The organism is Streptomyces sp. NPDC058671, from assembly GCF_042716475.1.
Lineage (GTDB): Bacteria > Actinomycetota > Actinomycetes > Streptomycetales > Streptomycetaceae > Streptomyces.
In genome coordinates, this window is record NZ_JBHXSA010000018.1 from 128,579 (window position 1) to 141,053 (window position 12,475).

The 12,475-nt window shown below is 72.0% G+C and carries 13 protein-coding genes and 2 pseudogenes; 9 read left to right on the forward strand and 6 right to left on the reverse strand.

What is annotated here, in order from left to right:
• Nucleotides 1-51 precede the first annotated feature (51 nt).
• Both ACFWV2_RS22730 and ACFWV2_RS22735 read right to left on the reverse strand, forming a co-directional pair.
• Nucleotides 52-1,131, reverse strand: coding sequence for a P1 family peptidase (locus ACFWV2_RS22730; protein ID WP_384407055.1), 1,080 nt, complete (start codon nt 1,129-1,131; stop codon nt 52-54).
• A 53-nt stretch (nt 1,132-1,184) separates the two neighbouring features.
• Complete coding sequence (locus ACFWV2_RS22735) at nt 1,185-2,372, reverse strand: low temperature requirement protein A (protein ID WP_384407057.1); 1,188 nt, start codon at nt 2,370-2,372, stop codon at nt 1,185-1,187.
• Between the two features lie 277 nt (nt 2,373-2,649).
• On the opposite strand from ACFWV2_RS22735, the gene ACFWV2_RS22740 reads away from it, so the two are divergent.
• The 9 genes and pseudogenes from ACFWV2_RS22740 to ACFWV2_RS22780 all read left to right on the forward strand — a co-directional run bounded on the left by ACFWV2_RS22740 (nt 2,650) and on the right by ACFWV2_RS22780 (nt 9,705).
• Nucleotides 2,650-2,811 carry a hypothetical protein gene (locus ACFWV2_RS22740; protein WP_384407146.1) on the forward strand — a complete coding sequence of 54 codons (162 nt, stop codon included), beginning with the start codon at nt 2,650-2,652 and terminating at the stop codon, nt 2,809-2,811.
• A pseudogene (locus ACFWV2_RS22745) lies at nt 2,808-3,685 on the forward strand (pyruvate formate lyase family protein); the annotation flags it as partial. The gene ACFWV2_RS22740 and the pseudogene ACFWV2_RS22745, both read left to right, overlap by 4 nt.
• 119 nt (nt 3,686-3,804) lie before the next feature.
• Nucleotides 3,805-4,104 (forward strand): annotated as a pseudogene (locus ACFWV2_RS22750) (pyruvate formate-lyase 1-activating enzyme); the annotation flags it as partial.
• 66 nt (nt 4,105-4,170) lie between these two features.
• Complete coding sequence (locus ACFWV2_RS22755) at nt 4,171-5,322, forward strand: MFS transporter (protein WP_384407059.1); 1,152 nt, start codon at nt 4,171-4,173, stop codon at nt 5,320-5,322.
• A 122-nt stretch (nt 5,323-5,444) separates the two neighbouring features.
• Nucleotides 5,445-7,730: a molybdopterin oxidoreductase family protein gene (locus ACFWV2_RS22760; protein WP_384407142.1), complete on the forward strand. Its 2,286-nt coding sequence runs from the start codon at nt 5,445-5,447 to the stop codon at nt 7,728-7,730.
• A gap of 7 nt (nt 7,731-7,737) precedes the next feature.
• Nucleotides 7,738-8,337 carry a 4Fe-4S dicluster domain-containing protein gene (locus ACFWV2_RS22765; protein WP_086832060.1) on the forward strand — a complete coding sequence of 200 codons (600 nt, stop codon included), beginning with the start codon at nt 7,738-7,740 and terminating at the stop codon, nt 8,335-8,337.
• The gene (locus ACFWV2_RS22770; RefSeq protein ID WP_384407062.1) at nt 8,334-8,984 is read left to right on the forward strand and encodes a ubiquinol-cytochrome c reductase iron-sulfur subunit; all 651 of its coding nucleotides are present in this window, start codon (nt 8,334-8,336) and stop codon (nt 8,982-8,984) included. The genes ACFWV2_RS22765 and ACFWV2_RS22770 overlap by 4 nt, the downstream gene beginning before the upstream one ends.
• A complete protein-coding gene (locus ACFWV2_RS22775) occupies nt 8,981-9,412 on the forward strand; it encodes a hypothetical protein (RefSeq protein WP_384407064.1) in 432 nt (143 codons plus the stop codon). The genes ACFWV2_RS22770 and ACFWV2_RS22775 overlap by 4 nt, the downstream gene beginning before the upstream one ends.
• 77 nt (nt 9,413-9,489) lie before the next feature.
• Nucleotides 9,490-9,705: a hypothetical protein gene (locus ACFWV2_RS22780; RefSeq protein WP_384407066.1), complete on the forward strand. Its 216-nt coding sequence runs from the start codon at nt 9,490-9,492 to the stop codon at nt 9,703-9,705.
• Between the two features lie 19 nt (nt 9,706-9,724).
• On the opposite strand, the gene mscL is transcribed toward ACFWV2_RS22780, so the two are convergent.
• The 4 genes from mscL to ACFWV2_RS22800 all read right to left on the reverse strand — a co-directional run bounded on the left by mscL (nt 9,725) and on the right by ACFWV2_RS22800 (nt 12,439).
• On the reverse strand, nt 9,725-10,252 hold the full coding sequence (gene mscL / locus ACFWV2_RS22785; protein WP_384407068.1) for a large conductance mechanosensitive channel protein MscL: 528 nt from the start codon (nt 10,250-10,252) through the stop codon (nt 9,725-9,727).
• A 123-nt stretch (nt 10,253-10,375) separates the two neighbouring features.
• The gene (locus ACFWV2_RS22790; protein WP_384407070.1) at nt 10,376-10,783 is read right to left on the reverse strand and encodes a hypothetical protein; all 408 of its coding nucleotides are present in this window, start codon (nt 10,781-10,783) and stop codon (nt 10,376-10,378) included.
• Between the two features lie 399 nt (nt 10,784-11,182).
• Nucleotides 11,183-12,028 (reverse strand): S-methyl-5'-thioadenosine phosphorylase, encoded by an 846-nt coding sequence (locus tag ACFWV2_RS22795; RefSeq protein ID WP_384407072.1) that lies wholly within the window; start codon nt 12,026-12,028, stop codon nt 11,183-11,185.
• Nucleotides 12,029-12,109: 81 nt separating this feature from the next.
• Complete coding sequence (locus tag ACFWV2_RS22800) at nt 12,110-12,439, reverse strand: FmdB family zinc ribbon protein (RefSeq protein ID WP_384407074.1); 330 nt, start codon at nt 12,437-12,439, stop codon at nt 12,110-12,112.
• Nucleotides 12,440-12,475 lie beyond the last annotated feature (36 nt).

The window sequence follows — 12,475 nt, forward strand, 5'->3', positions numbered from 1 at the left end:
TTCGGGAAAACGAAGGGCGCGGGCGGGAAGTTCCCCCCAACTGCCGTCCGCTCACCGGGTGTACGGACCGACCCCGGGCCCGTACAGCTCGACATACGAGGGGAAGTCCCCGCCGGGCCCCCGCAGGCCGCCGGGAGCGGCGAGCACCGCCCGCACGATCGCCCGGGTCACCAGGTCCGCCCCCGCCGCCAGGATCTCGTTCAGGGCGAGCGGACCGCCCTCCTCCGGCAGGTCCCGCGCCCCGGTGGCGAGGGCGAAGACGGTGTCGCCGTCGTTCATCAGGTGCACCGGGCGCAGCGCCCGCGCGATGCCGTCGTGTGCCGTGCCCGCCACCTTCTGCGCCTGGGCCCGGGTCAGCACCGCGTCCGTCGCCACGACGGCCAGCGTGGTGTTCAGCGGGGGAGGGGCGCTCACCGCGCGCGCCTCCGCGAGACGCCTCGTGGCCGCCTCGTGCACCTCCGGGCCGGGAGGGGCCGGGGGGCCGCCTTCGGCGTGGTAACTCCCGTACAGCGCGCCCGTGGCCGGGTCGACGGCCGAGCCCACCGCGTTCACCACCACGAGGGCGCCGACCGTGATCCCCGACGCCAGGACCGTGCTCGCCGTGCCCACCCCGCCCCGGAGGCCGCCGACCACCGCGCCCGTGCCCGCGCCGACCGCGCCCGTCCCCACGCGCGCGTGGTCGCCGCTGGCGTCGGCCGCCTCGACCGCCGCCCGTCCCGTCGCCGCGTCCGGGCGGGCCGTGAAGTCGCCGCCCCTGCCCAGGTCGAAGACGCACGCGGCGGGCACCACCGGCACCACGTGGGACGGATCGGGGCCCACCCGCACGCCCCGGCGCCGTTCCTCCAGCCAGGCCATCACCCCGGTGGCGGCGTCGAGGCCGTAGGCGCTGCCCCCGGTCAGGACGACCGCGTCGATCCGCTGGACGACGTTCCTCGGGTCGAGGGCGTCCGTCTCCCGCGTCCCCGGGCCCCCGCCCCGTACGTCCACGGCGGCGACGACCCCGCCCTCGGGTCCGAGCACCACCGTGGTGCCACTGAGCGCCCCGGCCCCGTCCACGCGCGCGTGCCCCACGCGCAGTCCGCCGACATCGGTGATCGAGTCGCGGCCGTTCGTCCCGTCGGGCTGTGTCATGTCCCCTGCCTACCACGGGCGTCGGGTGCCTACCACGGGGATCGGCTCCGGGCTCAGCCGGTCGCCGCTCCCGCGTCCGCCTTCGTGGCCGGGTTGCGGGCCGTGAGGGTCACTCCCACGGCGACCGTGGCCGCCGCGACGAGACCGGCGGCCAGGACCGCCCAGTGGCCCGCGAAGGTGCACAGCAGGATCGCGCACGCCGAGACGGGCAGGACGAGCTGCTGCGCGAGACCGACCTTGAAGTAGCGGGCGTGCAGCAGCCACACGGACAGCAGGAACACGGCCGACGGGATCGTCACCGACGCGGAGGCGGCGAACGTGGAGATGTGCGCCTCGCCCACCGCCTGCTCCACGGCGATCTCCAGGCCCGCGCCGACGGCGGCGGCCGACGCGAAGATCACGTAGTGGCCGTAGCCCCACAGGAACCCCTGGCGGCTTGACGTCAGCCGGTCGTGGGCGGGGACGACGAAGTAGATCCACCAGGCGGCGAAGACGAGCAGCAGACCGCCGGCGGCGATCGGGAGCAGCTCACCGAGGGCGTCGTTCTCGACGATGCCGGACTTCACGGCGACGGTCGCCGCCGCGACGGTCTCACCGAGGACGATGATGGTGAACAGGCCGTACCGCTCGGCGATGTGGTGCGGGTGCCAGGTGCTGGGCGCGTCCTTCTCCGCGTACAGGGGTACGGCCATCTCGACCAGCGCCATCACGAGGAACACCCAGGGGCGCACCGCCTCCGGCGCGAGGACCAGCGCGAGCCAGCCGACCTGGCAGGCGACGACCCCGCCCGCGTACCGCCGGCACATCGTCCGTTCGGCCCGGTCGACGGCGTGGTGGGCGGCGCGCAGCCACTGGGTGGCCAGCGCGAGCCGCATGACGAGGTAGCCGAGGTAGACGACGAGGAAGTCGTGCTCCTCGAAGGCCCGCGAGACACCGGCGGCGAGGATGAGGACACCGGCGATCTGGACGAGGGTGACGACCCGGTAGAGGACGTCGTCGTTGTCGTAAGCCGAGGCGAACCAGGAGAAGTTCATCCAGGCCCACCAGATGGCGAAGAAGACCATCGCGTAGTTGATGATCCCCTCACCGGTGTGGTTCTCGGCCACCGCGTGCACGAGCTGTGCGCCCGCCTGGGCGACGGCGACGACGAAGCACAGGTCGAAGAAGAGCTCCAGGGGGGTTGCGGCCCGGTGGGACTCCGTACGGGACCGCGCGGTGAGGGGGAGGAACGGTTGTGTCATGACCCCAGCACATCAGAGCCGGAGACCCTCCGGTTCACCTGCCACGCGGTTACGGCACCTGAGCGGCCCTACCCGGTGGCCACAGGCCCGCCACGCGCGCGCGTGGACGTCCTCCCGGTCCCTCCGGCCCGCCGATGACGGGACCCTGGTCCCGCCCGAAGAGCCGACCTGGGGCGGTCGGCCCGGCGACCATCGGCACTCACCTCGCCCTTGGGCCGAAGCGCAGCCTGGAGGAGCGGGGAACGCCCCGAACGTCTCGAAAAGCCAGGGAAGCGCCATGAGTTCCGTAGTCCAGGACAGCAGAGCGACGGGCGGGCCGACCGGCTCGTACGACACGGAGCAGTACCGCCCCGGCAGGCCGATCACCGACTGGGAGCCCGAGAACGAGCTCTTCTGGAAGTCCGTCGGCCGGAAGGTCGCCACCCCACCGGCGCCCTGACCTCCGACGTCCTCGACTACGACGAGGTCATGGCCAGGTTCGACGAGCAGTTGGAGTGGCTCGCGAGCGTCTACGTCCACGCCCTGAACGTCATCCACTACATGCACGACCGGTACGCCTACGAGCGCGTCGAGATGGCCCTCCACGACCGCGACGTGCGCCGCACCATGGCCTGCGGCATCGCCGGCCTCTCGGTCGCCGCCGACTCCCTCGCCGCCGTGAAGTACGTCCGGGTCACCCCGGTCCGGGACGAGACCGGCCTCGTCACCGACTACCTCGTCGACGGCGACTACCCGGCGTACGGCAACAACGACGAGCGCGTCGACGGGATCGCGGTCCGTCTGGTCGAGGAGTTCATGCGCAAGGTCCCCAAGCACCCCACGTACCGCGACGCCGAGCACACCCAGTCCGTCCTGACGATCACCTCGAACGTCGTCTACGGCTACGGCAAGAAGACCGGCAACACCCCCGACGGGCGCCGCGCGGGCGAGCCCTTCTCGCCGGGCGCCAACCCGATGAACGGCCGCGACCCCACGGCTACGTGGCCTCGGCCCTCTCGGTGGCCAAGCTGCCGTACGAGGACGCCGAGGACGGCATCTCGCTGACCAGCACGGTCACCCCCGACGGCCTCGGCCGCACCCCGGAGGAGCGGATCAGGAACCTCGCGGGCGTCCTCGACGGTTACGTGGCCGGCGGCGGCTTCCACATGAACGTCAACGTCCTCGACCGCGACGTGCTGAAGGACGCCATGGAGCACCCGGAGAACCACCCGCAGCTGACCATCCGGGTCTCCGGATACGCGGTCAACTTCGTCCGGCTCACCCGCGAGCAGCAGCTCGACGTCCTGAACCGCACCTTCCACGGGGCCCTGTGACCCCCTCCTCGCACCCGGGGCCGCAGGGTCTCACCCCGGCCCCGGCCCGTCGCCCCCACACGAAGGCAGAAGGCCCGCCATGACAAGCCTCGCCTTCGGGCCCGCCACATCAGCCGCCCCGACCGCCCCGGCCAGACTTCGCCCGTCGGCTCGCCGACCTCGGCCAGGAGGTCCACGTCCGCTTCGTACTCGTCCCGGGGCTCACCGACGACCCGGTCGACGTCGAGGGGGTCGCCGCCTTCGCCGGGGGTCTCGGCAACGTCTCGCGCGTGGACGTCCTGCCCTTCCACAAGCTCGGCGAAGCGAAGTGGCAAGCACTCGCCAAGCCGTTCACCCTGCGCGACACCCCGTCCCCGAGCCCCGAGGAAGTGGCCCGGGTCCGCGAGGTCTTCCGCTGTCACGGCCTGAACGCCGTCTGAACGACGCCCCTACGCCAGAGCGGTGTAAAACAGGCAAAAGGGCCCGTATGGCCTTACCGTGGCCGCGTGACCGAGCCACCGCAGACAGTCGATCCGACACCCCCGCCGGGCGACCGGGACCCCGGCGTCCCCGCCACGGGCGACCCGGCCCCGGGACGACCGGCCGCTGTCGGACCCCCGCCGCAGACCCCGGCCGCCGTACGCCGCCGCGCCACCCTCGCGGGCACCGTCGTCTCCGTCCTGCTGATCCTCGCGATCGTCTTCGGCAGCCGTCTGCTCCGCGACTTCGACTCGGCCCTCCTGCCCTACGCCGTCGCCACCGTGTTCCTCGCCTTCGGCGTCGCCTACCGCTACACCGTGTGGGTCTCCGCCCCCGGCGCCCGCCGCCTCTTCAAGCAGGGCTGGCGCTCCTTCTTCTCCGTCGGGAACTTCCGCAAGGCGCCCACCGCCCTGCCCCGGATGATCGCCACCTACCTGGGCTTCCAGAAGTTCCTCGGCGCCCGCTCCCACGCCCGCTGGGCCGCCCACCAGCTCATCTTCTGGGGCTGCCTGCTCGCCGCCGCGATCACCTTCCCGCTCACCTGGGGCTGGTTCACCTTCACCTCCTCCACCGGCTCGGGCCCCGGCTACGAGATGCGGATCTGGGGCCTCAAGGTCGTCGGCTTCGACGCCCTCAGTCTCCTCGGCTGGCTCATGTTCCACGGTCTCGACATCGCCGCCGTCCTCGTCATCGCCGGCGCCGCCTACTTCCTCTGGCGCCGCATGAAGGACCGCGGAGCCATGACCGGCCAGCGCTTCGCCTACGACCTGGTGCCGCTGATCGCCCTCATCGTCATCTCCGTGACCGGGCTCCTGCTCACCTTCTCGTCGATCTTCCTGCACGGCGGAGGCTACGAGTTCCTCGCGATCCTCCACATGGTGTCGGTCGTCTTCACCCTCATCTACATCCCCTTCGGGAAGTTCTTCCACATCGTGCAGCGGCCCGCCGCCGTCGGCATGCAGCTCTTCAAGTACACCTCCCGCCGTAGGGACGAGGAGGTGCTCGGCTGCCGCCGCTGCCACGAACCCATCGACACCGCCCCGTACGTGGAGAACCTCAGGGGCACCATGCGCGACCTCGACCTCGGCTTCGACGACTGGGCCGAGTACTGCCCCCGCTGCAAGCGCGTCCTGCGCGGCACCGCCTACCTCGACCACGTGAAGAAGGGCTTCAAGTGAGCGCGACCGACCCGGCGCCCCGCCCCGCGACCGAAGCCGGCTCCCGACCCGCGGCCGAAGCCGGGACCCGCCCCGCGACCGACGCCGGCTCCCGACCCGCGGCCGCCCGGGGCCGGGCGACGCTGCCGCTCGACCCCTCCCTCGCCCCGCCCGGCACCCGCGCCTTCCGCGACGCCGGCGGCATCCCCGCCGACCGCTGGCACGCCGACCAGAACGGCGAGACCCTCGTCCCCACCCACTGCTGCTTCTGCGGAGTCCAGTGCGGCATGTACCTCCGGGTCGACCGCGGCGGCAAGGTCTTCGGCGTCGAACCCCGCAACCACGACATCAACCGGATGCGCCTGTGCCCCAAGGGCATCAACGCCTACCAGCAGGTCAACCACCCCGACCGGCTCACCGCGCCGCTCATGCGACGGAACCGTGACGAGGAGTTCCGCGAGGTCAGCTGGGACGAGGCACTCGACCACACCGTCGCCGAGATCCGCCGCATCCAGGGCGAGTACGGCAACGACTCCTTCGGTCTCCTCGGCGGCGCCAGCCTCTACTCCGAGAAGACCTACCTCGTCGGCAAGTTCGCCCGGGTCGCCCTCAGGACCCGGCACGTCGACTACAACGGGCGCCTCTGCATGGTCTCCGCCGCCGGAGCCAACAAACTCGCCTTCGGCATCGACCGCGCCGGCAACCCCTTCTCCGACATCCTCCTCACCGACTGCCTCCTCATCGCGGGCTCCAACGTCGGCGAGTGCTTCCCCGTGATGACCCAGTACCTGTGGGGAGCCCGCGACCGGGGCGCCACCCTGATCGTCATCGACCCCCGTGAGACCGCCGTCGCCCGTACCGCCGACATCCATGTCGCCCTCAAGCCCGGCACCGACTCCGCCTTCTTCAACGCCGTCCTGAACGTCGTCGTCGCCGAAGGCCTCACCGACGAGGCGTACCTCGCCGCCCACACCACCGGCTGGGAGGAGGTGAAGAAGACCGTCGCCGACTACCCGCCCGCCCGCGCCGCCCGGATCTGCGGCGTCCCCGAGGAACAGATCGTCCAGGTCGCCCGCGTGTTCGCCGGTGCCGGCAGGGCCATGGCCTGGCACGCCCGCGGCGTCGAGCACCACTCCCAGGGCGTCGAGAACTGCCTCACCATCATCAACCTGTGCGTGGCCACCGGGAACATCGGCAGGCCCGGAGCCGGATACGGCACCATCACCGGCCAGGGCAACGGCCAGGGCGGTCGCGAGCACGGTCAGAAGTCCGACCTCCTGCCCGGCGGCCGCTCCATCACCAACCCCGAGCACCGCCGCCAGATCTGCGAGATCTGGGGCGTCGACGAGACCGAGCTGCCGCCCGCCGGGACCTCCATGATGGAGATGGTCTGGCAGATGCAGCGCAAGGAGATCCGCGGTCTCGTCGGCATCTGCAACAACCCCTTCGTCTCGCTGCCCAACTACGCCACCGTCAAGGACGGTTACGACACCCTCGAGTTCCACGCCCAGTTCGACTTCTTCCTCTCCGAGACCGCCGCCAACGCGCACGTGGTCTTCCCCGTCACCGTGTGGGCCGAGGACGAAGGCGTCATGGCCAACGCCGAGGCCCGCGTCGTCAAGCACAACAAGGCCCAGGAACCGCCCGCCGGCGTCCGCACCGACACCTGGGTCATGTGCGAGCTCGCCCGACGGCTCGGCGCCGGCGACAAGTTCGACTTCCCCGACTCCCGCTCCGTCTTCGAGGAACTCCGCGTCGCGTCCGCCGGAACCGTCAACGACTACTACGGCATCACCTACGAACGCCTGGAGGAGACCGGCGGGATCTCCTGGCCGTGCCCCACCACCGAGCACCCCGGGACCCCCCGCCTCTTCGAGGACGGCCGCACGTACCACCCGGACGGCAAGGTCCATCTGCAGGTCGTCGAATGGCACCCGCCGATGGACCCGTACAGCGAGGAGTACCCCCTGTCGCTGACCACCGGCCGTACCGTCGCCCACTTCCTCTCCGGCAACCAGACCCGCCGTCTCGGCGCCCTCGTCGAACAGACCCCGCGCCCCTGGGTCGAGGTCCACCCCTCGCACGGCTTCCGCAACGGCGACCCCGTCCGCGTCGTCACCCGCCGCGGCAGCGAGGTCTTCCCGGCCCTCGTCACCGAGGCCATCCGCCCCGACACCGTCTTCGTGCCGTACCACTGGCCGGTCCCCACCGCGGCCAACGCCCTGACCATCGACGCCCTCGACCCGCGCTCCAAGATCCCGGAGTACAAGGTCTGCGCCGCCCGCATCGAGGCCGCCCCGCACATCGACGAGGTCCCCGCCCCGCCGACCGCCCCCGGCCGGCGGGCCTACCCCGAGACCCAGGTCTCCCGCACCGACCCGCTGCCCCCCACCTCCCCCCAGGGCCGCGGCACCGCGGAGAGGAGCTGATCCGCACATGATGGGCCGCACGATCTTCATCGACCCGGGCCGCTGCATCGGCTGCCAGGCCTGTGTCTCCGCCTGCCGTGAATGCGACTCGCACCGCGGCAAGTCGATGATCCACCTGGACTACCCCGACGAGGGGCGCTCCGTCGCCTCCCTTCCCACCGTCTGCATGCACTGCGAGGACCCCGTCGCCCCCTGCGCCGAGGTCTGCCCGGCCGACGCGATCCTGGTGACCGCCGACGGCGTCGTGCAGCAGGCCGACACCACCCGCTGCATCGGCTGCGCCAACTGCGTCAACGCCTGCCCCTTCGGCGTCCCCAAGATCGACCTCCAGGCGAAGCTGCAGATGAAGTGCAACCTCTGCTACGACCGCACCGCCTACGGTCTCGCCCCGATGTGCGCCACCGTCTGCCCCACCGGCGCCCTCTTCTACGGAACCCTCGACGAACTCCGGGCCGAACGCCCCGGCGTCCAGGTGGCCGACTCCTTCACCTTCGGCTCCACCACCGTCTCCACCGGAGTGGCGATGGTGGTCCCCGCCGACAAGGTCCAGTGGCCGGTCCCCGGCGGACTTCCCGTCGTCGAGATCAATGGAAGGGATGTCCGTTGAGCGTCACCGACCCCCAGCCGCCGACCTCGGACGCCGGCACAGACGCGGCCAAGGAGGCGCTCCACGACCGGATCGCCGCCGACTCCCTCACCACCCGCCGCGACTACCTGCGGATCGTCGCGACCGTCTCCGGCGGTCTCGCCGTCGGCGGTGTCGCCGTCGCCTCCGGCATCCTCCACCGGCACGGCGACGCCGAGGGCGCGACCGAGGTCAAGAAGGTCGCCGACCGGATCGAACCGGGGGAGTCGCTCGCCTTCCGCTACCCGGGCGCCGAGGACCGGGCCATCGCCGTCCGCATGGAGGACGGCACCCTCGCCGGCTACTCCGCCGTCTGCACCCACCTCGCCTGCGCCGTGCTGTGGCGCAAGGAGCGGGGCAGCGAGGGCGAGCTGTACTGCCCCTGCCACGAGGGCATCTTCGACGCCCGTACGGGAGAGGTCGCCGCCGGCCCACCGCCGAGGGGACTGCCGAAGGTGCTGCTCGTCGAGCAGGTCGACGGCAGCGTCTGGGCGGTCGGCACCGCCCGCTCGGGGGAGAGCGCCGTCGAGGGCTTCTGCCGCCAGAACGGCGACGACCGTCCGGGCTGCCCCGGCTTCGGTGACGGAGCCCCGGCCGGGAAGCCGGTGGAGAGGAGCGAGCGCTCATGACGGAGACCCCCTTTCCCCACCACCCGCAGCCCCCCGGCCCCACCGGGGCCCCCGGACCCGCCCGGACCCCGGACGCCCCGCAGCCCCCCGCGTACACCCCCGGCAGTGCGCAGCCGCGCCTGAACCGGCCCGTGCGCGAGCGGTATCCGCAGATCCGCCCCACCAGCGGGTACGGCGATCCCCGTATCCGGCACACCGGGCCGGGGCCGGGCGCCGGCACGGAACAGGAACCGGAACGCTCCGCGAGGCTGTCGGCCCGTCTGGCGCTGGCGCTCACGGTCGTCATCGGCCAGCTCTGGGGTCTGACGATCGTGGTGGAGGAGTGGATGTCGGGCGACACCGGCACCGCCTGGTGGGGCGCGGGCTTCCTCGTCCTGTCGTTCCTCGTGGTGCTGGGCCTCTGGCTGGTGGACCCGAAGGACCGTTGAGCGGAGCACGCGGACAGGGCGTCGGAGGCGGCGGATCAGACGGGTCCGGGGCGGGCCGGCGGGCGTACCCTGAAGGTATGAGCACCGCCCCCGCCCACGGCCCGCGAGACGCGAAGCGGTCCGGCCCGCATCCCACCGATGAGACGAAGCCGGTACTCGTCTTCGACGATCCGTTGGACCAGCAGTCCGCGGACGACACGGACCGTGGGTGGGGCGAGCGGCCTCCGGCCGGCGGCGACAGCGCCTCCGACCTCGCGCGCTTCCTCGACGAGAAGCCGCCGCACCACCTCTGAAGCCGGCATGCGATGCCGGTCAGGAGGTGGAGTGCGTCCCCGAGGCGGCGCCGGAGCCCGACCCGTTGGGGTTCGGTCCCGCTCCCGTCGCCGTGAGCGGACCGCGCTGGGCGACCAGGTGGTCGCGGATCTCCTTGAGGACCTCCAGCTCGGTGATCTCCATGGTCTCCGCGACGCCCTGCCGCGCCTTGTCGTGCGCTGCGCGCTTCGCGAGGACCTTCGCCATCGGCAGGACCATCAGGAAGTAGACGACCGCCGCGGTGATCAGGAAGCTCAGAACCGCGCTGAGGACCAGACCCCACTGGATCTGGATGCCCTGCATCTCCCCGTCGACCACCCTGCAGGGGTTCTTCAGGCAGGACGCGTAGCTCTCCAGGTTTTTCGTGCCGAAGGCGCCGACGACCGGGTTGATGATGCCCTTGACCACCGAGTTCACGATGTTGGTGAACGCGGCACCGATCACGACGGCCACCGCCAGGTCGATCACGTTGCCGCGCATCAGGAAGGCCTTGAAGCCTGCCAGCAAACTTTCCTTGTTCTCGGACACCAAGGTGCCTTTCGTCGCTCATGTCGCTGTGTGCGGTGCTTGCCGTGTCATTAGGCCGCGCCCGGCGCGGGGGCGTCCAATCCGTACACACGGGACGGTGACTTGACAGGGTGTCCGTGCGAATCAGCACACCGTCACCGCCAGCCGGGAGGTGACACCCGCACCCGCGAGTTCCGCCGCCGTCGACCGCGGCACGGACAGGACGACGAGCGCCCCTCCGTCCGACGAGCCTTCGCCGGGATCCGGGACCTGGGCCACTCGGGCTCCCCGTGCCACCACCCGGGCCGCACCGTCCGTGCCCAGGGGCGAGTTGGGGGCGGCGATGACGTCGACCCGGTCACCCGGGCGCAACAGCCGTACGGTCGCGGCGTCGGCGATCCGTACCGGAGCGGACACCGGGCGCACGGCGACGGGCGGCCGCGCGCGAGCGGCGACCGTGGAGACCGGAGCCCCCTCGCTCCCCGGCGGGGGAGCCGCAGGGGCGCCGCTCGTGAGGGCGAGGGCGACGGCCGCGAGCGCCGACAGCAGCACTGGAGCCCACCGCCCCCGCCGCAGCGCCTTCCGCAGCCGCCACCTGGCGCCCCGTACCCGAAGGGGTGCGAAGGCGGGCACCGCACACGGCGCCGGAACCGAGGGGCGAGCGGAGAGAACAGAGGGACCGGCGGGGTGAGCGCCGAGGACAGAGGAGTCGGCCGAAAGGCCAGAGAGGCCAGAGAGGCCCGAGGGACCCGAGAGGCCCACAGCGGGAACAGTGGCGCCGAGGGAAGCGGCAGGGGCGTCGGGGGAAGGGAAACGAGTCGTCATCGCGGAGTACCGCCCGTCCTGGTCGGGTGTGGCGTGCGCTCCCACTGTCCCGGCCTCGCCGCCGCCCCGCTCCGCCCTGGGGACCACCCCCGCCCTGTGGACAACTCCCTCACCCGCCAGGGGGGTTCACGGCAGCTCGATCCCCAGGTTCCAACCGTCGTGCGCGTGGGTGCACAGGCAGTCCCGGTCCACGGTCGCCGGCAGGGCGCCCACCGCGTCGAAGAGCACCTCCCGCAGCCGCCCCACGTTCTCGCCGAACACCCGCAGCACCTCCGTGTGCGAGACGCCCTCGCCCGTCTCCGCGCCCGCGTCCAGGTCGGTCACGAGTGCCAGCGAGGTGTAGCAGAGGCCCAGTTCGCGGGCGAGTACGGCCTCGGGGTGCCCGGTCATGCCGACGACGGACCAGCCCGCCGCCGCGTGCCACCGGGACTCGGCCCTGGTGGAGAAGCGGGGCCCCTCGACCACGACCATCGTGCCGCCGTCGACCGGCTCCCAGCCCCGTCCCCGGGCCGCCTTGACCGCGACCCGCCGCCCGTCGGGGCAGTAGGGGTCGGCGAAGGTCACGTGGACGACGCGGGGGACGGCCCCGTCGGCCCGCCGCTCCCCGTCGAAGTAGGTCTGCGCCCGTGCCTTCGTACGGTCGACGAGCTGGTCGGGGACGACGAGCGTCCCCGGCCCGTACTCCTCGCGCAGCCCGCCGACGGCGCAGGGCCCGAGGATCTGCCGTACCCCCACGGAGCGCAGGGCCCACAGGTTGGCGCGGTAGTTGATGCGGTGGGGCGGGACGCTGTGGCTCCGGCCGTGCCGGGGGAGGAAGGCGACCTGGCGGCCGGCGACCGCGCCGAGGAACAGGGAATCGCTCGGGCTGCCGTAGGGGGTGTCGACGGACACCTCCGTGACGTCCTCCAGGAAGGAGTAGAAGCCGGATCCGCCGATCACACCGATGTCCGCGTACGCGTCGTGGGTCGCCATGCCGCTCACCCTATGCGGGGTGTCCGGAGACGCCGAGGGCCCCGTCGCACGCGGCGACGGGGCCCTCGGGGAAAGCGACGGTCAGGCGGCCGAGCTTCCGGTGCTCGACGAGGACGCCGAGGAGGAGGAAGCGGACGACGCGGTCGACGACGCGGCCGGCTTCGCGTCCGACGTCGAGGACGTGGACGACGGAGTCGTGGACTTCGCCGCGGCGGGCGAGCTGCTGGACGACGAGCCACGGCTGTCGTTCCGGTAGAAACCGGAACCCTTGAAGACGATGCCGACGGCCGAGAACACCTTCTTCAGGCGGCCCTTGCACTGGGGGCACTCGGTCAACGCGTCATCGGTGAACTTCTGCACCGCCTCGAGGCCCTCGCCGCACTCGGTGCACTGGTACTGGTAGGTCGGCACTTGTCTTCCTCCTGGCACTCACACTCATCGAGTGCT

Excerpts from the sequence above, each read along its gene's own strand:
- ACFWV2_RS22730 (WP_384407055.1), bottom strand. The coding sequence starts at position 1,131 with ATGACACAGCCCGACGGGACGAACGGCCGCGACTCGATCACCGATGTC.
- ACFWV2_RS22735 (WP_384407057.1), bottom strand. The coding sequence starts at position 2,372 with ATGACACAACCGTTCCTCCCCCTCACCGCGCGGTCCCGTACGGAGTCC.
- ACFWV2_RS22740 (WP_384407146.1), top strand. The coding sequence starts at position 2,650 with ATGAGTTCCGTAGTCCAGGACAGCAGAGCGACGGGCGGGCCGACCGGC.
- ACFWV2_RS22765 (WP_086832060.1), top strand. The coding sequence starts at position 7,738 with ATGATGGGCCGCACGATCTTCATCGACCCGGGCCGCTGCATCGGCTGC.
- ACFWV2_RS22775 (WP_384407064.1), top strand. The coding sequence starts at position 8,981 with ATGACGGAGACCCCCTTTCCCCACCACCCGCAGCCCCCCGGCCCCACC.
- ACFWV2_RS22780 (WP_384407066.1), top strand. The coding sequence starts at position 9,490 with ATGAGCACCGCCCCCGCCCACGGCCCGCGAGACGCGAAGCGGTCCGGC.
- ACFWV2_RS22795 (WP_384407072.1), bottom strand. The coding sequence starts at position 12,028 with ATGGCGACCCACGACGCGTACGCGGACATCGGTGTGATCGGCGGATCC.